Annotated in this window: 15 protein-coding genes; 6 read left to right on the forward strand and 9 right to left on the reverse strand. The window is 68.7% G+C overall.

Annotated features, from left to right (window positions below):
- Window positions 1-10: 10 nt before the first annotated feature.
- The 3 genes from A3OK_RS0113825 to A3OK_RS0113835 all read right to left on the reverse strand — a co-directional run bounded on the left by A3OK_RS0113825 (window position 11) and on the right by A3OK_RS0113835 (window position 4,470).
- Window positions 11-778 (reverse strand): Bax inhibitor-1/YccA family protein, encoded by a 768-nt coding sequence (locus A3OK_RS0113825; RefSeq protein ID WP_019905478.1) that lies wholly within the window; start codon window positions 776-778, stop codon window positions 11-13.
- 326 nt (window positions 779-1,104) lie between these two features.
- Complete coding sequence (locus A3OK_RS0113830; RefSeq protein ID WP_019905479.1) at window positions 1,105-3,681, reverse strand: ABC transporter permease; 2,577 nt, start codon at window positions 3,679-3,681, stop codon at window positions 1,105-1,107.
- A 93-nt stretch (window positions 3,682-3,774) separates the two neighbouring features.
- Window positions 3,775-4,470 carry an ABC transporter ATP-binding protein gene (locus A3OK_RS0113835; RefSeq protein WP_019905480.1) on the reverse strand — a complete coding sequence of 232 codons (696 nt, stop codon included), beginning with the start codon at window positions 4,468-4,470 and terminating at the stop codon, window positions 3,775-3,777.
- A 150-nt stretch (window positions 4,471-4,620) separates the two neighbouring features.
- On the opposite strand from A3OK_RS0113835, the gene A3OK_RS0113840 reads away from it, so the two are divergent.
- From A3OK_RS0113840 to A3OK_RS0113850, 3 genes are all read left to right on the forward strand, one after another.
- A complete protein-coding gene (locus A3OK_RS0113840; protein WP_026597265.1) occupies window positions 4,621-5,244 on the forward strand; it encodes an arylesterase in 624 nt (207 codons plus the stop codon).
- 4 nt (window positions 5,245-5,248) lie between these two features.
- Entirely contained in the window at window positions 5,249-5,791 is a 543-nt protein-coding gene (gene thpR, locus A3OK_RS0113845) for an RNA 2',3'-cyclic phosphodiesterase (protein ID WP_019905482.1), read from the forward strand.
- Window positions 5,792-5,869: 78 nt separating this feature from the next.
- On the forward strand, window positions 5,870-6,418 hold the full coding sequence (locus A3OK_RS0113850) for a c-type cytochrome, methanol metabolism-related (protein WP_019905483.1): 549 nt from the start codon (window positions 5,870-5,872) through the stop codon (window positions 6,416-6,418).
- 6 nt (window positions 6,419-6,424) lie between these two features.
- On the opposite strand, the gene coaA is transcribed toward A3OK_RS0113850, so the two are convergent.
- The 5 genes from coaA to dgcN form a co-directional block, all read right to left on the reverse strand.
- Entirely contained in the window at window positions 6,425-7,414 is a 990-nt protein-coding gene (gene coaA, locus A3OK_RS0113855; protein ID WP_026597266.1) for a type I pantothenate kinase, read from the reverse strand.
- 65 nt (window positions 7,415-7,479) lie between these two features.
- Window positions 7,480-7,803 carry a phosphoribosyl-ATP diphosphatase gene (locus tag A3OK_RS0113860; RefSeq protein ID WP_019905485.1) on the reverse strand — a complete coding sequence of 108 codons (324 nt, stop codon included), beginning with the start codon at window positions 7,801-7,803 and terminating at the stop codon, window positions 7,480-7,482.
- A 118-nt stretch (window positions 7,804-7,921) separates the two neighbouring features.
- Window positions 7,922-8,698 carry an imidazole glycerol phosphate synthase subunit HisF gene (gene hisF, locus A3OK_RS0113865; protein WP_026597267.1) on the reverse strand — a complete coding sequence of 259 codons (777 nt, stop codon included), beginning with the start codon at window positions 8,696-8,698 and terminating at the stop codon, window positions 7,922-7,924.
- 191 nt (window positions 8,699-8,889) lie between these two features.
- Window positions 8,890-9,879, reverse strand: coding sequence for an N-acetyl-D-Glu racemase DgcA (gene dgcA / locus A3OK_RS0113870; RefSeq protein ID WP_019905487.1), 990 nt, complete (start codon window positions 9,877-9,879; stop codon window positions 8,890-8,892).
- Window positions 9,876-10,898, reverse strand: a complete 1,023-nt coding sequence (dgcN, locus tag A3OK_RS0113875; protein WP_019905488.1) for an N-acetyltransferase DgcN — start codon at window positions 10,896-10,898, stop codon at window positions 9,876-9,878. The genes dgcA and dgcN overlap by 4 nt, the downstream gene beginning before the upstream one ends.
- 200 nt (window positions 10,899-11,098) lie before the next feature.
- Here dgcN and maiA point away from each other — a divergent pair, with 200 nt between their 5' ends.
- From maiA to A3OK_RS0113890, 3 genes are all read left to right on the forward strand, one after another.
- Window positions 11,099-11,743, forward strand: coding sequence for a maleylacetoacetate isomerase (maiA, locus tag A3OK_RS0113880; RefSeq protein ID WP_019905489.1), 645 nt, complete (start codon window positions 11,099-11,101; stop codon window positions 11,741-11,743).
- A gap of 216 nt (window positions 11,744-11,959) precedes the next feature.
- Entirely contained in the window at window positions 11,960-13,291 is a 1,332-nt protein-coding gene (locus A3OK_RS0113885; RefSeq protein ID WP_019905490.1) for an NAD(P)/FAD-dependent oxidoreductase, read from the forward strand.
- A 79-nt stretch (window positions 13,292-13,370) separates the two neighbouring features.
- Window positions 13,371-13,676, forward strand: coding sequence for a hypothetical protein (locus A3OK_RS0113890; protein WP_019905491.1), 306 nt, complete (start codon window positions 13,371-13,373; stop codon window positions 13,674-13,676).
- Between the two features lie 15 nt (window positions 13,677-13,691).
- On the opposite strand, the gene A3OK_RS0113895 is transcribed toward A3OK_RS0113890, so the two are convergent.
- A complete protein-coding gene (locus tag A3OK_RS0113895; RefSeq protein WP_019905492.1) occupies window positions 13,692-17,366 on the reverse strand; it encodes a PAS domain S-box protein in 3,675 nt (1,224 codons plus the stop codon).
- Between the last annotated feature and the right edge of the window lie 41 nt (window positions 17,367-17,407).

Here is a 17,407-nt window from a genome sequence, read left to right on the forward strand (position 1 = left end):
GAAAGCTCGCTTAGCGGCGGTCGCCGAGGAGCTGGAGCAAGAACTGGAACATGTTGATGAAGTCCAGGTACAGGGTCAGAGCGCCGTTCACCGACAGCTTGGCCGCGCCCTCGGCATCGGCACCGCTGTAGAGGAACATCTCCTTGAGCTTCTGCGTGTCGTAGGCGGTAAGGCCCGCGAAGATCAGGACACCGAGCACCGAGATCGCGAACTGAAGCGCGCTCGAGGCTAGGAAGATGTTCACGACCGAAGCGATCAGGATGCCGATCACGCCCATGATCAGGAACGACCCCATCCCGGAGAGGCTGCGCTTGGTGGTGTAGCCGTAGAGGCTGAGACCGCCGAACGTGGCCGCCGTGATGAAAAAGACCCGGACCACGCTGGCGCCCGTGAAGACGAGGAGCAGCGTCGACATTGATGCGCCCATCACCGCCGCGAAGGCGAAGAAGGTCATGCGTGCCGAGGAGGCGGACATCTTGTCCATCCGCATCGTGAAGATGAAGATGAACGCGAGCGGAGCGAGCATCAGCACCCACTTGAGCGGGCTGGTGTAGAGCATCTGGCCGAACGGGGTCAGGGCGAGCTTGCCCGTCGCCGTCTGCGCGGTCGCGGCCATGTTCAGGCCGAGCGCCACCAGGCCGGAAATCCCGAGGCCGATGACCATGTTGTTGTAGACGCCGAGCATGAAGGCGCGCAGGCCCTGGTCGACATCGACCTGGGAGCCGGCATAGCCCTGAGGCTGGGCGCCGTAGCGGAAGGGGCTATTATCGAATGCCATGGGAGTTTCCCTTGGAAGCTCTCTCAGCGTGTGATTTGGAACCGAGGCTCACGCACATGACCTCTGGCGCGACACCGCGCCTTGGCCGAAATATGTTCCGTCATGCCGCTCTGCACAAGGGGGCGGCCGAGCTTTGTGGGCCAAGAATCGAGGTCATTGAGCGCGATCTTTATTTGGACAATCACGGATTAAATCTCGGTCTTCATCTTCGCGGCGGCGCGAATTTGTGGTGACGAGACATAAACCATGACTTCCGGCCTCCTCTCGACCCGGCCGGGGATGCCGCCTCGGTGTCGACCGACCGGCCGGCCGAATGTCCGCCCGGCTCAGAACTGACGGAGATAGGGAGCCGGCTTCTGCCCGAGGATCCGCCACGTCCCGGCAAGGCCGAGGAGAATCGAGAACACCACCGCGAGGGTGGATGCGAGAAGAGCACCGGACAGATCGAGGGCGAAGTCGAGCTTCATCACGCGGGTGACGATGACCCAGCCCGCGAGCGTCCCGGCCAGGAGCCCGAACACGGCCGTCGCGAGCCCCAAGGCACCGTATTCCAGCGCATAGGCCAGGAGCAGGCGCCCGCGCGTGGCGCCCAATGTCTTGAGCACCACGGCATCGTAGAGCCTGGCGCGATGACCGGCGGCGATGGCGCCGGCAAGCACGAACAGGCTCGCCACCACGGCGACGCCGCTGGCGCCGCGGATCGCCAGGACCAGCTTGCCGACGATGTCGTTGACCGTGTCGAGGGCGTCCTTCACCCGCACGCTGGTCACCGACGGGAAGGCGCGGGCGACGTCGCGCAGGATCACGGCCTCGGCCTTGGCGTCCGGCCCGCCGGCCAGCGTCAGGGTGGCGAGGTCCGAATGCGGCGCGCCCCGGAACGTGCCGGGCGAGAACACCATGACGAAGTTGATGCCGAGATTGCGCCACTCGACCTTGCGCAGGTTGGCGACCGTGGCCGTGAGGTTGCGCCCGAGCACGTTGACCGTGACGGTGCCGCCGACACCGAGGTTGAGGCCGCGCGCGAGTTCAGAATCGAACGAGACGAGGGGTTTTGCCCCCTCCTCCGCGCTCCACCACGCGCCGGCGACGAGATTCGAGCCCTCGGGCAGATCCTCGGAATAGGTGATGCCGCGGTCGCCATCGAGCACCCAGGCGGCATCCTCCGGCGGTTTGATCTCGGCCGCCGGAACGCCGTTGATGGCGACGATCCGCCCGCGCATCATCGGCACGCGCTCGATCTTGGCGCCGGGCGCGAGCGTGCCGAGGGCCGTGTGGAAACCGTCAGCCTCGGCCGCCGGGATGTCGAGGAAGAACAGATTCGGCGCGCGGGCCGGCAGCGAACTCGTCAGCGTCCGCCGCACATTCGCGTCGATCAGACTCAACGTCACCAGCAGCGTGACGCCGAGCCCGAGCGACAGGACGATGGCCGGCGTCAGCGCGCCGGGGCGGTGGAGATTGGCAAGCGCCATGCGCGGCGCGGCGGAGCGCGGACGCGGAAGACGCCGCGCCAGGGCCATGAGACCGAGAGCGACCAGCCGCAGCAGGCCAAAGGCGAGGCCGGCCGCCACGATGAACATCAGCGCCACCCTGCGGTCGAAGGCGGTGGCGAGGGCCAGCGCCACCAGGGAAGCGAGCGCCGCGACGAGGATGAGCCGGTAGCGCAGCCGCGTCTTGCGGGTATCGGGATCGACCACATCGCGGAACAGGCCCGAGACCGGCACGTCATGGGCATGGCCGAGCGGAATGATGGCGAAGGCGAGCGCCGTGAGGAGCCCGTAGGCGGCCGCGAGCAGCAATTCCACAGGCGCCAGGGTCGGGTTCAGCGGCAGCGGCAGCGCATCGTGGAACAGGGCGTCGAGGAGGAAGGGCAGGCCCGCGCCGATGACGAGTCCGATCGCGGTGCCGAGGCCGGCGATGAGCATCACCTGCGTCAGGTAGAGGCCGACCACCTGCCCCCCCGGCGCGCCGACGCACTTCAGGGTGGCGATGGATCCGCGCTTGCGCGCCACGAAGGCGTTCACGGCATTCGCCACGCCGACCCCGCCGACGATCAGGGCCGTGAGTCCGACGAGAGTGAGGAACTGGGTGAAGCGCTCGACGCTCTTGGCGAAGCGCGGGTCGGCATTGGAGCGGGAGCGCATCTCCCAGCCGGCATCCGGGGCCGCCTTGGCGATTGCGGCCGTCCGCCGCTCCAACTCGGCATCGTCGGCCTCGGGCGCCTGGATGCGGTAGCTCCAGCGGTTGAGGCTGCCCGGCCGGATCAGGCCCGTCGCCCGGAGCGTCGCGGCGGAGACCAGCAGGCGGGGGCCGAAGCCGATGCCGTTGGCGATCTTGTCGGGCTCGGAGACCAGGGTGGCACGGATCGCGATCGCCTTGCCGGCGATCTCGATCCGGTCGCCCACCTTGAGGTCGAGGCGCGTGAGCAGGAGCGGGTCGGCGACGGCGCCGAACGCGCCGTCCTTCTCGGCCAGAAGATCCGCGAGCGGCAAGGCCGGATCGGTGACGAGGTCTCCGGCGGCGGGATAGGCGCCGTCCACGGCCTTCAACTCCACCAGGGCCGCGCCCTTGTCCCCGGCCAACGCCATGGCACGCAGGGTCGTCAGCACCGAGACCTTGCCCTGCGCATCGAGCGCGGCCCGCTCGTCCGGCGTCGCCTCGCGGTTGATGAGGCTGTAGGTCACGTCGCCGCCGAGGATGCGCTTCCCCTCACGGCCGAGACCGTCGGTGAGTGAGCGCGAGATCGAAGCCACGCCGGAGATCGCGGCGACGCCGAGCGCGATGCAGGCGAGGAACACCGCAAAGCCCGACAGGCCGCCGCGCAACTCGCGCAAGGCGAGGCGGAGGGTGAGCGGGACGCGACTGGGGCGCGGGGTCGGAATGGCCTGAGGCAGGCTACCGTGCATGGGTCAGGCCCTCGGCCGCAAGCGGACGAGACGTCCGCGCGGGCGACCTCCCCGCCTCTGCGGGAAGGATGGATGCGCCAGGACCATCCATCCTCACGCCGCCACCGTCTCGTCCACCAAACCCGAGCGCAGGCGAACCGTCCGGTCGCAGAGCCGGGCGAGGCCGGGATCGTGGGTGACGAGGACGAGGGTCGCGCCCCGGTCGCGCTTCAGGGCGAACAACAGATCGACGATCTGGCGCCCCGTCGCCTCGTCGAGATTGCCGGTGGGCTCGTCGGCCACCAGGATCGCCGGGTCCGGGGCGATAGCGCGGGCGATGGCGACGCGCTGCTGCTCGCCGCCGGAGAGCTGGGCCGGGTAATGGTGCAGGCGGTGGCCGAGACCGACCGCGTCGAGTTCGGCCCTCGCTCGCTGATGCGCATCGGGCTTGTCGGCGAGTTCGAGGGGAAGCGCGACGTTTTCCAGCGCCGTCATCGTCGGCACAAGATGGAACGCCTGGAACACGATGCCGATACGTCGGCCGCGAAACCGCGCCAGCGCATCCTCGTCGAGGGCTCCGAGATCGGTGCCTTCCACCTCAATGCGACCGGATTCCGGCCGTTCCAGACCGGCCATCACCATGAGAAGGGTCGACTTGCCGGACCCCGAGGGGCCGACGAGGCCCACCGCTTCACCGCGCGCCACGTCAAGGGAGATACCGCGCAGGACATGCACCCGGGCCGCGCCCCGCCCGAGGCTGAGATCGATCCGCGACAGGGCGATCGCCGGGCTCTGGACCTTGCCGGGCATCAAGGCAGAACCGATCTGTGTGAGACCATCGTCATGAACACCATAGGTCGGGGCTGTGCGGGAATGGGTCTGTGTCATACGTCACGCATCGGCGTCGATATGGTTGGTGGAGGCCGCCCGCGCCAGCATACGCGCCGGGCGGCCCTGACGATGGCTCTCTTTGCCGCACTGGGAGCCGGGACGGGCATCGGACATGCTGCGTCCCGGCCGCTCAACCTCGTGGCCTTCGGCGATAGCCTCACCGCCGGGTACCGCCTGCCCTCGGCGGCGGCCTTCCCCAGCGTACTGGAGCGCGAGCTCAAGACCAGGGGCCGCGCCGTGTCGATCGCCAATGCTGGGGTTTCCGGCGATACCAGCACCGGCGGCCTCGACCGGCTCGACTGGTCTGTCCCCGACGGGACGGATGGCGTGATCCTCGAACTCGGCGCCAACGACATGTTGCGCGGCACCGATCCCGCCGTGACGCGCAAGGCGCTCGACACCATCGTCTCGCGCCTCAAGGCCCGCAACATCCCGGTTCTGCTCGCCGGCATGAAAGCCTCGACCAATCTCGGCCCGGATTACGTCGCGCGGTTCGACGCGATCTATCCGGATCTCGCCGCGCGCTACGGGCTCATCCTCTATCCGTTCTTCCTTGAAGGCATCCTCGGCGACCGGCGCTTCAACCTGGAGGACGGGCTCCACCCCAACGTGAAGGGCGTCGAGACCATCGTCGCCGGCATCCTGCCCACCGTCGAGACTTTCCTCGACCAGCTCAGTCCGGCCCCGAAATAACCCGATGCCCCGCCTTTTCACCGCCCTGGAGATCCCGGCCCCCATCGCGGACGCGCTGGCGCGCCATCAATGCGGCCTTCGCGGCGCGCGCTGGATCGAGCGCGGCGACCTCCACATCACCCTGCGCTTCCTCGGCGACGTCGACGAGGATGTGGCCGGAGCGTTCCATGCGGGGCTGGTCGAGGCGCGCCGGCGCGCGCCGTTCGAGGTGACACTCGGCGGCCTCGACGCGTTCGGCGGCGACAGGCCCCGCGCGATCATCGCCAGCGTGCATCCCGGCGCCGACCTCCTCGACCTGCAGGAGGAGCACGAGCGCCTCGCCCGCACCGCCGGCGCCGAACCGGAACGGCGCAAGTTCACGCCGCACGTGACCCTCGCCCGCCTCAACCGGCGCGAGGCCGGCGCACCGGACGTGGCCGACTACCTCGCGGAGATGGGGCTGTTCCCGACGTTGAGGTTCACCGCGACGCGCGTGGCGCTGTTCTCGGCGCGGGAGTCGCGGGGCGGCGGGCCTTATGTGGCGGAGGCGGCGTATCCGATGGGGTGACGTCCAGCGGGCACCGGCTGCAAAGCCGTGCCACCTGTGGCAACGTTGTCCGGTCCCAGGACGGATCGGAGAATTCCCGTGCGCTGCATCTCGCTGATTGGCTTGGCCCTCCTCTGCCTGGGCGCGGTGCCGACATCGTCGAGCGTCAGGGCCGATCCCATGCCGCCGGCCGCCCTGACGAGCGAAGGCCCGGTCCGGCCGACACGGTTCGACGGCATCCGCTACCTCGATAAGGACGGCGTTCCGACCTACCGCGTCAGCGATGGCGGCAAGCGGGTCGATTGGAGCTCGATGGTGGGCTACCTGCGCTACAACGCCAATTGCATCGTCTGCCACGGCCCGGATGGGGCGGGCTCGACCTACGCCCCCTCCCTCGTCGACGCCTTGAAGCACGACGATTACGCGACCTTCGTGGGGATCGTCGTCGGCGGCAAGAAGGACGTGAACGCCTCCGAGCAGCTGGTTATGCCGGCTTTCGGCGAGGACAGGAACGTCATGTGCTACATCGACGACGTCTACGTCTATCTGCGCGCCCGGTCCGACGGAGTCATCGGCCGTGGCCGGCCGGGCGAGCACGAGCCAAAGTCAGAAGCCTTCGAGAAGAAGGAGGATGCCTGCATGGGCTGAAGGCGCTCACAGCCGCCTGAGCGCCACGCTCTCGATCCGGTGGCTCGCGCCCTTGGCCAGGATCAGGCTCGCCCGCTGGCGCGTCGGCAGGATATTGTCGCGCAGGTTCGGCAGGTTGATCGTGGTCCAGAGGGTATCGGCGATGTCGAGCGCCTCGGCCTCCGTCACCTCGGCATATTTGCGGAAGTAGGAGAGCGGGTCGCGGAAGGCGGTCTGGCGCAGGCGCAGGAAGCGGTTGACGTACCAGCGGTGAAGGTCGTCCTCGTGCCCGTCGAGGTAGATCGAGAAGTCGAAGAAGTCGGAGACGAACGGAATCGCGGTGCCGTCGCGGGGCAAACGCGCCGGCTGAAGGACGTTGAGTCCCTCGACGATGAGGATGTCGGGGGATTCGATGACCCGCTCCTCGCCCGGCACGACGTCGTAGACGAGGTGGGAATAGAGCGGCGCGGCGACCCGTTTCTTGCCGGCCTTGATGTCGGTGAGGAAGCGCAGGAGGGCCGCCGTGTCGTAGCTCTCGGGGAAGCCCTTTCGCTCCATCGCGCCCATGCGCTTCAGCTCGGCATTGGACAGCAGGAACCCGTCCGTGGTGACGAGATCGACCTTCGGCGTGTTGGGCCAGCGGGCGAGCAGCGCCTTGAGGACACGGGCGGAGGTGGATTTGCCCACCGCCACCGATCCGGCGACGCCGATGATGTAGGGAACCTTGGCCTCGTGTTCGGCGAGGAGGAAGCGCTGGGTCGCCTTGAACAGCCCCTGCGTCGCCGCGACGTAGAGCGAGAGCAGGCGCGACAGCGGCAGGTAGATCGCCACCACCTCCTCGATGGAGATCGGGTCGTTCAGCGATTGCAGGCGGGCGACGTCGTCGCTGGTGAGGGTGAGCGGGGTCTCGGCGCGCAACTGCGCCCATTCCTCGCGGGGGAACAGCCGATAGGGCGACAGCCGCTCCGGCCCGATCCCGGTCACCGGGTCCTGGCCGAGGGCCAGGTCGCGGGTCATGACGGGGTCGCGCAGGACCGGCTCATGCCCCGACACGGCGGCGATGGGTCGTTGCGGCTCGATGGTCACGTCTGCCTCCGGGCCGCCTTCTCGGCGATGCCGCTCTGCGCCGTGCGGCGCTGGAGTTCCGCCATCACCTCGGGCAGGCCGATGCCGCCGGAGCGCAGCACCACGAGGAGGTGGTAGAGCACGTCGGCCGCCTCGCTCACCAGGCCGGCACGGTCGCCCTGGACGGCCGCGATCGCCGCCTCCACGGCTTCCTCACCGAGCTTCTTGGCGGCCTTGGCCGGGCCGCCCGCGAGGAGCTTGGCGGTGTAGGACTGGTCCGGAGGCGCCGCGGCCCGGTCGGCCACCAAGGCCTCCAGGTCGCTCAAGCTGAAATCGGTCATGCGATCCTAGGGACGTTGGCGAGCGGGGCCTCACGCGCGACGGTGCGGAGCCTGCGGCACAAGGCGGAATTGGGCAAGCGTGGGCGCGGGGGACGAGGGCGCGGCGGGGTCGAACGCGTCACGGATCGAGCCGCATGCGCAAGCCGGCCGCCGCCATATGCGCCTTGGCCTCGGCGATGGTGTGCTGTCCGAAATGGAAGATCGAGGCGGCGAGGACGGCACTGGCGCCGCCGTCTCGTACGCCGGCCACGAGATCGTCGAGGCCGCCGACGCCGCCGGAGGCGATAACCGGCACCGAGACGGCGTCCGAGATCGCCCGCGTCAGCGCGATGTCGTATCCCGAGCGCATCCCGTCCCGATCCATGGAGGTGACGAGGAGTTCGCCGGCGCCGCGCGCGGCCACCGTGCGGGCGAACGCGATGGCGTCGAGCCCGGTCGGCGTTCGGCCGCCATGGGTGAAGATCTGCCAGGCATCGGGTTCGCCCGGAGCGGAGGTGCGCTTGGCGTCGATGGCGACGACGATGCACTGACTGCCGAATTTGAGGGCGCCGCGCTCGACGAAGGACGGGTCGTTCACTGCCGCCGTGTTGATCGAGACCTTGTCGGCCCCGGCAAGCAGAAGCGTGCGGATGTCCTCCACCGTGCGCACGCCCCCGCCCACGGTGAGCGGCATGAAGCAGGCCTCGGCCGTGCGGCTCACCACGTCGAGCAGGGTGCCGCGTGCCTCGTGGCTCGCGGTGATGTCGAGAAAGCAGAGTTCGTCCGCCCCGGCCGCATCGTAGGCCTTGGCCGCCTCCACCGGATCGCCGGCATCGCGCAGTTCCAGGAACTGGACGCCCTTGACGACGCGTCCGTCCTTCACGTCGAGGCAGGGGATGATACGGGTCTTCAACATGGTGGACCTGTCACGCTTGCGGCCGAACACGGGTCGCAGGCATCGGGCCATGCCCGCCCCGGCACCATTCCGTCAACTCGACAGGGCCGATCGGCACCATTTTGCCGGATCAACTCGGCCGATTTGAAAGGCAGGCGGGGCGTAAGGGGGGCTCTCCCCGGAACCCGTCGGCTCCGCCATCGGTCGCCGTCCTACCCCCACAGGTCCGGCGTCGGCGGATGGATCAGGCTGCCGTCGAAGCGCAGGGCCGGTTCGCGGTCCCGCGCCAGCAGCAGGGGGCCGTCGAGGTCGACGTAATCGGCGTGATGGGCGAGCAGCATCGCCGGGGCCATGGCGAGCGAGGTGCCGACCATGCAGCCGATCATCAGCGAGAGACCCCGCGCCTTGGCCTCGTGCGCCAGCATCACCGCCTCGGTGAGGCCACCGGCCTTGTCGAGCTTGATGTTGATGGCGTCGTAGCGGTCGCTCAGGGCGTCGAGACCGGCACGGTCATGCAGGCTCTCATCGGCGCAGATCGGGATCGGCCGGGGGATGTGCGCGAGGAGGTCGTCCTCCCCGGCGGGGAGCGGCTGCTCGATCAGGCCGACGCCCGCCGCCACGCAGGCGGCGAGGTTCGCCTCGATGGTCTCCGCCCGCCACGCCTCGTTGGCATCGACGATGAGGCGTGAATCCGGCGCGCCGCGCCTCACGGCGGCGATGCGCGCCGGGTCGCCCTCACCGCCGAGCTTGACCTTGAGCAGCGGACGATGGGCGGCGGAACGGGCGGCGTCCTCCATGCTCTCGGGCGTGCCGAGGCTCAGCGTGTAGGCCGTGGTCGCGACCTGCGGCGGGCTGAGGCCCGCGATCTCCCAGGCCGGACGGCCGAGCTGCTTGGCCTCGAGGTCGAGCAGGGCGCAGTCGAGGGCGTTGCGGGCGGCGCCCGCCTTCATCAGCGTCAGCAGGTCGGTGCGGGTGGCGCCGGACGCGATGGCACCGGCCTGTTCGGAGATCAGGGCGCAGACACTCTCCGGGGATTCGCCGTAGCGCGGATAAGGCACGCATTCGCCGCGTCCCACATGGCCGTCCGCCTCGTCCGCGATGGTGGCGAGCACCACCACCGCTTCCGTGCGGCTGCCGCGGGCAATGGTGAAGGCGCCCGCGATCGGGAAGCGCTCCACCGCGACGGTGAGGCGGCGGGTCATGCGGCGCTCCCGGCGGGAAACTCCGCCAGCATCCGGTCGATGATCCCGTCGACGCCGAAACGCACCGGATCGGTGGTGGGCAGCCCATGCTCGCGGGTGAGGTCCTGGAGCAGGGTCCGCGCCTCGTCCTCGCCGAGCGATTGCGTGTTCACCGCGATGCCGACCGGGCAGATGCCGGGATTGGTGAGGCTGCCGAGCTGGATCGTCAGGTCGATCACCTCCTGGATCGAGGGGAGCGGATGCTTCACCCCGCGCATCGCGGTGCGGCTCGGCTCGTGGCAGACGACGAAGGCATCGGCCTGGGCGCCGTGGAGCAGGCCGAGACTGACGCCGGCGAAGGAAGGGTGGTAGAGCGAGCCCTGCCCCTCGATCAGGTCCCAATGATCGGGGTCCGCCGCCGGGGAGATCCATTCGACGGCGCCGGAGATGAAATCGGCCACCACCGCGTCGATGGCGACGCCGCGCCCGGAAATGAACACCCCGGTCTGACCGGTGGCACGGAAATCCGCGTCGAGGCCGCGCTCGCGCATGCCGCGCTCCAGGGCGAGGACGGTGTACTTCTTTCCCACCGAACAATCGGTGCCGACGCTGAGGAGCCGGCGGCCGGTCCGCTTCGTGCCCTTGCCGGTGTCGAAGGTCTCGGTGGTGTGGCGGACGTCGTGGAGTTGCCGGCCGTTCCGCTCCGCCGCCTCGGCGATCTCGGGGACCGAACCGAGGCGCACATGCAGGCCGCTGGCGATGTCGAGCCCGGCATCGAGCGCGGCCACGACTTCGGACACCCAATGCGGCGGCAGCACGCCGCCGGCATTGGCGACGCCGATGACCATGGTCTTGCAGCCCTTGGCCACGGCCTCGTCCAGGGTCAGGTCGGGAATGCCGAGATCGGCGGCGCATCCGTCCAGGCGAAGCTGGCCGACGCACCATTCCGGGCGCCAGTCGGCGATGCCGTAGGCCGTCTTGGCGGCCAGCGTATCGGGCACGTCGCCCAGGAACATCAGGTAGGGCGTTTCGATCTGCATCTCGCATTCACCCGCGGACTGAGCTGTGAGGGCCGGTTCGCGCCGTCTATGCGCGAAGGCGCCGCCGCTGCCAAATGCATGATCATGGCCACGCCAGTCATAACCACGGCATTCGGACACCCCTGACGCAATCGGCACTTGCGGCCGGCACCGTTGTCGGGTGTTGTCCGCGCCCGGATCGGACGAGGGAGGTTACGGCCATGAAGATGTACGGCAATTGGCGCTCGGCCGCCGCCTTCCGGGTGCGCATCGCCCTCAACCTCAAGGGTCTCGCCTGCGAGGAAACCTTCATCGACCTCGATGCGGGCGACCAGCACAAGCCCGACTTTCTGGCCATCAATCCGCAAGGCGCGGTGCCGGCCTTCTTCGACGGCGATGGCCCACCCCTGACCCAGTCGCTGGCGATCCTCGACTATCTCGAGGACATCCATCCCGAACCCGCCCTGCTGCCGAGCGAGCCGAAGGCCCGTGCCCGCGCCCGCTCGCTGGCGCAGGTGGTCGCCTGCGACACCCATCCGCTCTACGTGCCCCGGGTCCGCACCTACCTGATGTCGGCCTACGACATCCCGAAGGACCGCATGATGGGCTTCGTGCGGCACTGGTTCGAGATGGGCCTCGGGACGCTGGAGACCCGCCTCGCCAACGAGCCCGGCACCGGCCGCTACGCGCAAGGCGATGCGATCAGCCATGCCGATCTGTGCCTCGTGAGCCTCTGGGTCGGCACCGGCATCTTCGGCGTGGAGACCGCGCCCTATCCCACGGTGAAGCGGATCGCCGAGGACTGCCTGTCCCAGGACGCCTTCGCCAAGGCACACCCGCTGCGCCAGCCCGGAGCGCCGGCCTGAACCGATCGGCGGCAAAATCCCGCCCAAGATTTCGCCCAGAGTTCCGCCGAAGTTCCCGCCGCGATGACTCGGCAGGATATCATAGGTGAAAGATTCGCCTGAGAATGTTGGCGGTCGCTTGCCACCGACGCTGCCGTGCGCTCGGTTTTTGCCTATACTACCCGTGCGGACGAAAGCCGAACGGCCTGCCGCTGAACGTTGAGGATGAGGGAACGCATGGTACCGGGCGAAACCGTGGACAACCTCCACCGCATCGTAGTCGTCGGCGGAGGCGCGGCGGGTCTTCAGCTCGCGACCAAGCTCGGCGATACGCTGGGCAGGAAGGGCAAGGCCCACGTCACCCTCGTGGACCGGGCCCGCACCCATATCTGGAAGCCGCTGCTGCATGAAGTCGCCGCCGGCAGCCTCGACGTGGGCCATCATGCGGTGGACTACCTCCACCATGCCCACCACCATCATTTCCGCTATCGCATCGGCTCGATGACCGGGCTCGACCGCGCCGCGCACACGATCCAGCTCGCCGCGAGCCACGATGCCGAAGGCCGCGAGGTGACCCCGGTCCGGTCCGTCCCCTACGACACGCTGGTGCTGGCGGTGGGCTCGACCACCAACGATTTCGGCACGCCGGGCGTGAAGGAGAACGCCATCGCCCTCGACACGCCGGACCAGGCGGTGCGTTTCCACCAGCGCCTCGTCAACGGCATGCTGCGCGCGCATACCCAGGTCGGTCCGGTACGCCCCGGCCAGCTCCACGTGACGGTGATCGGAGCCGGCGCCACGGGCACCGAGCTCGCCGCCGAGCTTCATCGCACCACCCGCGACGTGGCCTCCACCGGCCTCGACAGGATCGACCCGGCGAAGGACCTGAAGATCACCCTGGTCGAGGCGGCGAGCCGCATCCTGCCGGCCGTCCCCGAGCGGCTCTCGTTCCAGGTGATGGCCTTGCTGAACGAGATCGGAGTCGATGTGCGGACCGAGGCGCGCGTCACCGAAGTCCGCCCCGAAGGCGTCCAGCTCGCCGATGGCGGGTTCATTCCCTCCGAACTCGTGGTCTGGGCGGCCGGCGTGAAGGCGCCTCCGTTCCTGCACGACATCGGCGGCCTGGAGACGACGCGCAACAATCAGCTCGTGGTCACGCCGACGCTCCAGACCACGCGCGACCCCGACATCTTCGCCATCGGCGATTGCGCCTATCTCGTGGAGAAGGGCTCGGACACCCCGATCCCGCCCCGCGCGCAGGCGGCGCACCAGCAGGCGAGCCATCTCGTCAAGCAAATCCCGATCAAGATGGCGGGCGAGCCCCTGAAGCCGTTCAAGTATCGCGACTTCGGCTCGCTGGTCTCGCTCGGGGAGTATTCCGCGGTGGGGAACCTGATGGGGTTCATCCAGGGCAAGAACATGTTCATCGCCGGGCTGTTCGCGCGGATGATGTACCGTTCGCTCTACAAGATGCACGAGCAGGCCCTGCACGGCACGATCAAGACCGGCCTCGACACCCTGGCCCGCGCGCTGACGAGACGGACGGAGCCACGGGTCAAGCTGCACTGAGCCACATCCGAATTAGACGCCGGATTTCACCCGGGAGTCGTTCGTCGGCTCCCGGGCAGGAACGCGACGAGAAGCGACCATGATCGACATCATCCAGGGATTGCAGCAGCGCAACCCGACCCTCGGCCCCTACCTCCTCGTGCTGCGCTCCGATTCCCGCGCACGCGATCCGTCCGATCCGGCCCGGCTCTGCGCCGAGGCGGAAGCCTGGATCGCCGAGAAGGCCCCCGGTGCGCGCCTGTCGCAGGAGACCGTGCTGATCGCCCCCTATCCGGGAGCAATGCCGGCCGAGCGCAGCGTATCAGTCATGGCGTTTAAGGATGCGATGCAGCTCGCCGCCTTCGCCACGGTCTGGACGGTCGACCCCGAGCCGGACGAGGAGTGACGAGGGCCCGAACGATCAGGCGGCCTGCAGCCTCCTGATCGTTCCGAGAGTGCCGTCCCGGACGGTGGTGAGGCGCTGGATCAACGGCGCCAGATCGTCGTCGTTGCGACACGCCACCTCGATCTCGCGACAGAGATCCGACAGGCCGACGAAGCCGAGCAGCCCCGCGGCCGACACCATGACGTGAGCGTCGTAGGCCAGTTCCGACCGATCGATACCGATCAAGTCGGCGGCCTTCGGCGACGGTCCGAACCGGTCGACGAGTTCGTCGGCGAGCATCGACAGCAAGGCTCTCGCCCGCTCCTGCCCGACCATGTCCTTCAACGAATCGTAGACCTCGTGATCGAGGATGGTCGGGTCCTTCGGCGGAACCGGGGCATTAGCGCTGGCCGACGGGGCGGTCCACCGGGCGATGACGGCATAGAGCGCATCGCGCTTGAACGGCTTGCCGACGTGATCATCCATGCCCGCGGCGGTCAGCGATGCGATCTGCTGGGGCAGGACGTTGGCGGTCATGGCGACGATCGGCACCGTGCAGGCCGGTGCAGGCAGGGCGCGGATCAGGCGCGTCGCGGCTAGCCCGTCCATGCCGGGCATCTGAACGTCCATCAGAACGAGATCGAAGGCATGGGGCCCGCCCGCCGTGGCCCGGATCGCGGCGACAGCCTCGGCACCGTCTCCCACCACTTCGACGCTGTGACCGGCGAGTTCGAGGACCGCGCGGGCCAGTGCCTGATTCACCGGCACGTCTTCGGCGACGAGGATCCGCGCCCGCTTCGGCGCGCCGGCATCCCTGGCGCTCCCGTCCGCCGGCGTGCCGGACTCGCGCTGCTTCCTGACGGCGCCCGCCGCCTCCGCACGGGGCAGGACGAGGGTGAACCAGAAAGTCGATCCCTCACCGGGACTGCTGGTGACCCCGATCGTTCCATCCATCATCGAGACGAGGCGGCGGCAGATCGCGAGGCCGAGGCCGGTGCCGCCGAAGCGGCGGCTGATGGAGGAATCGACCTGGCTGAAGCGCTGGAACAGGTGTTCCTGCTGCTCGGACGAGATGCCGATTCCGGTATCCACCACCTCGAAGCGCAGGAGGGGGCCGGCCGCGCTCTCGCCGCATTGGGTGACGTTGAGACTGACGGAGCCGGCCGGGGTGAACTTGACCGCGTTGTTGAGCAGGTTGAGCAGCACCTGCCTGAGCCGGTTCGCATCCCCCATGGCGAACAGGGGCAACGCGCCGTCCAGTCGCGACAGGATGGTCACCGGGCTCTTGAGGGCGCTGCCGCGCACGATCTCGACGGTGTTCTCGATCAGGTCGCGCAAGGGGAACGGCAGCAATTCCAGAGTGAACTGGCCCGCCTCGATCTTCGAGAAGTCGAGGACATCGTTGACGATCGTGAGCAGGGCGGCGCCCGACCCCTGGATCAATTCCAGGCGCCGCCGGTCCTCCGGCGTCCGGCTCGGATCCTCAAGCAGGAGGTCGGCATAGCCGAGGATGCTGTTGAGCGGCGTGCGGATCTCGTGGCTCATGGCCGCGAGGAAATCGCTCTTGGCCGCGCTGGCCCGCTCGGCCTCGGCGGTCGCCGCCCGCAGGGCGGCTTCCACCGCCTTGCGCTCGGTAATGTCGAAATGCAGGCCGACCATGCGGTAGGGAGCACCGGCGGCGTCGTAGAGCACACGCCCGCGCGTCGATATCCAGCGCACCTCCGCATCCACGAAGATGCGGTATTCGGCAATGTAGTTGGTCCGGCTCCGGATCGCGCGCATGGCCTCCGCGCGCACCGCCTCCACATCGTCGGGATGGACGACGCCGATAAAGTCCCGCGCCGGCATGGCGCGCGCGGCCTCGCCGGGGAGGCCGAACAGTCCGACGGCCTTCGGACTAAGGGTGATGACGTCGGTCCAGAGGTCGAGGTCCCAGGTGCCCGCATCGGCCGCCTTCTGGGCGATGCGCAACAGGTCCGTGGTTTCTTCCAGCCGCTGGCGCGCGGTGATGATGTCGTCGATGTCGAGGGCGGTGCCGAGCCATTCGGCGGCATCGGGCACCCGGTCGTCATGCGTCGGGACCGGGATCATCACGATCTTGTGCCAGCGGTAGACGCCGTCATGCCGGCAGAGACGCCCTTCGATGGTGAAGGTCCGCCCATGGGTATGCGCGTCCCGCCAGGCGAGCTCCATGCGTTCGGCATCATCGGGATGGTTGCGCGCGGTGCGTTCGCTCCGCTCGGGGCCGATATCGCCGTAGAAGGCGGTGAAGGCCGGATTGACGTAATTCGCGGTGCCTCGCGGACGGCGGGTCGTCCAGACCAGGACGGGCAACGCCTCCGACAGGGTGCGGTAGCGATTCTCGCTCCGCTTCAGCTCCAGTTCCGCCGCGCGGCGCTCGGTGATGTCACGGGTGATCTCGGCATAGCCGATCACGGCGCCGCCCTCGTCGCGGATGGCATCGATGGCGACGCTCGCGAAGAATTCGGACCCGTCGCGGCGAACGCGCCAGCACTCGAACTTCAGCCGTCCCTCGAATGCCGCCGTGGCGAGAGCCATACTCGGCGCGCCCGCCTGGAGCCCCTCGCGCGTGTAGAAGCGCGACACGTGGCGGCCGATGGCCTCGGTCGCGGAATAGCCGGTGATGCGCTCGGCCCCGCTGTTCCAGTTGGAGACATGGCCGGTCCGGTCGAGGGTGACGAAGGCACAATCGCTCACGGCGTCGACCAGACGACGGAATTGGCTCGTCCGCTCCCGCAGCGCGGCATCGGACTGGCGCGCATCCGTCATATCGAGGGCCGCCCCGAACAGGGCCGTGACCTCTCCCCTCGCATCGAGCTCGCAGATGCCGCGGACGACGACGATGCGGGGCTCTCCGTCGGGGCGCATCATCCTCGCCTCGAAGGTGAAATCACCCTTGCGCGACAGCGCATCCGAGATGCTGGCCTGGACCACCTCGCGGTCGTCGGGATGATACAGGGCGATGGCATCCCCGAGCGACGGCGACGGACCCGAGGAATCGAGCCCGGCGATCAGATAGACGCCGTCGGACCAGAGGGTCTGACCGTCGGCGATCCCGACACGCCAATGGCCGATGCCGGCGACTTCCTCGGCCATGGCGAGCAGGTGATGCGCGCTCGCGAGAGCCGTCTGGCGCTGCTGCAATTCATCGCGCTGCCCGGCGATCGTCGCCTGATGGGCGGCCCTGTCCTCGGCCTCCCGAACCAGACGCACATGCGCATCGGCGAGGCGCAGATGGGCGGTGACGGTGGCGGCGAGGTCCCTGAGGGAGGCGGCATCCTCCGTGCTGAAATCCCGCGTGTTCCTGGAGATGAGGCAGAACGAGCCGACGCGATGCCCCGAGGCGAGGCAGAGCGGCACGCCGGCATAGAAGACGATGGGGTCGGCGCCGGTCACCAGCGGGTTCTCGGCGAAGCGCTGATCGAGACGCGCGTCCGGCACGACGAGAATGTCGCCGCCGGCGATGGTGTGGTGACAGAACGATTGCTGGCGCGGCATCTCCTTCACCGAGAGATCGCAATCCGATTTGATCCACTGGCGGTCGGCATCGATGAAGGAGACGAAGGCCTTCTCGACGCCGAACAAGCGCTTGGCCGTGCGGGACACGGCCTCGAAATGCTCCTCGGGCGGCGTATCGAGAATGCCGAGGCCGTGAAGCGCGGCGACGCGCTCGGCCTCCTGAGACGGCATGGTCAAGGATCGGGCCTCGTTGAGGTGCGGTGACGGCCTAG

Source organism: Methylobacterium sp. 77, assembly GCF_000372825.1.
Taxonomy (GTDB): domain Bacteria; phylum Pseudomonadota; class Alphaproteobacteria; order Rhizobiales; family Beijerinckiaceae; genus Methylobacterium.

Bases quoted from the DNA above. Each gene is read 5' to 3' on its own strand.
- A3OK_RS0113890 (WP_019905491.1), top strand. From the start codon at position 13,371: ATGATCGACATCATCCAGGGATTGCAGCAGCGCAACCCGACCCTCGGC.
- dgcN (WP_019905488.1), bottom strand. From the start codon at position 10,898: ATGCAGATCGAAACGCCCTACCTGATGTTCCTGGGCGACGTGCCCGAT.
- dgcA (WP_019905487.1), bottom strand. From the start codon at position 9,879: ATGACCCGCCGCCTCACCGTCGCGGTGGAGCGCTTCCCGATCGCGGGC.
- A3OK_RS0113830 (WP_019905479.1), bottom strand. From the start codon at position 3,681: ATGCACGGTAGCCTGCCTCAGGCCATTCCGACCCCGCGCCCCAGTCGC.
- thpR (WP_019905482.1), top strand. From the start codon at position 5,249: ATGCCCCGCCTTTTCACCGCCCTGGAGATCCCGGCCCCCATCGCGGAC.
- hisF (WP_026597267.1), bottom strand. From the start codon at position 8,698: ATGTTGAAGACCCGTATCATCCCCTGCCTCGACGTGAAGGACGGACGC.
- A3OK_RS0113885 (WP_019905490.1), top strand. From the start codon at position 11,960: ATGGTACCGGGCGAAACCGTGGACAACCTCCACCGCATCGTAGTCGTC.
- A3OK_RS0113860 (WP_019905485.1), bottom strand. From the start codon at position 7,803: ATGACCGATTTCAGCTTGAGCGACCTGGAGGCCTTGGTGGCCGACCGG.
- A3OK_RS0113895 (WP_019905492.1), bottom strand. From the start codon at position 17,366: ATGCCGTCTCAGGAGGCCGAGCGCGTCGCCGCGCTTCACGGCCTCGGC.
- coaA (WP_026597266.1), bottom strand. From the start codon at position 7,414: ATGACCCGCGACCTGGCCCTCGGCCAGGACCCGGTGACCGGGATCGGG.
- maiA (WP_019905489.1), top strand. From the start codon at position 11,099: ATGAAGATGTACGGCAATTGGCGCTCGGCCGCCGCCTTCCGGGTGCGC.
- A3OK_RS0113835 (WP_019905480.1), bottom strand. From the start codon at position 4,470: ATGCCCGGCAAGGTCCAGAGCCCGGCGATCGCCCTGTCGCGGATCGAT.
- A3OK_RS0113840 (WP_026597265.1), top strand. From the start codon at position 4,621: ATGGCTCTCTTTGCCGCACTGGGAGCCGGGACGGGCATCGGACATGCT.
- A3OK_RS0113825 (WP_019905478.1), bottom strand. From the start codon at position 778: ATGGCATTCGATAATAGCCCCTTCCGCTACGGCGCCCAGCCTCAGGGC.